Origin of the sequence: Winogradskyella endarachnes, assembly GCF_009741275.1 — a bacterium.
GTDB classification, from domain to species: Bacteria; Bacteroidota; Bacteroidia; order Flavobacteriales; family Flavobacteriaceae; genus Winogradskyella; species Winogradskyella endarachnes.
In genome coordinates this window covers 1-383 of record NZ_WOWS01000031.1, presented here as the reverse complement: position 1 = coordinate 383, position 383 = coordinate 1, and the positions used below count along the sequence as shown (strand labels likewise).

Annotated in this window: 1 protein-coding gene; it reads right to left on the bottom strand. The window is 30.3% G+C overall.

Features of this window, described 5'->3' with window-relative positions; all coding sequences use genetic code 11:
* Positions 1–352 (bottom strand): transposase (locus GN138_RS15895; protein WP_157364978.1); only part of this gene is annotated, 352 nt, incomplete at its 3' end.
* Positions 353–383: the final 31 nt, after the last annotated feature.

Genomic DNA, 383 nt, shown 5'->3' with positions numbered 1-383 from the left:
TTTTTTTTAGTTCAGCCACAGATTTATAGCCAAGGTCTTCCGCCGCTACTTCAAGATATGAGTCTAAGACCATAGCATCTAAATCTTTCTTTAGTAATAGTTTTTTAAGTTGTTTAATTTCCTTTTGTAAGGCTTTAATTCGAGTTATTTCGTCTTTAGTTTCCACTTTAATTCTGGTATTCATAAGGTCTTTACGGTTATACTTTTTAATCCATTCATTAATAGTTGTAGGATTAATTCCGTAAAGTTTACCTAGTTGAGATTTGTTTAGTTTTCCAGTGCTAAGTTCGTCTAAAATTTTCAGTTTAAAAGGTTCAGAATACCGTCTAATTACTTTGTCGTTTTTGTACATAATGTTTAAAATTATGTAGCCTTTATTCAGG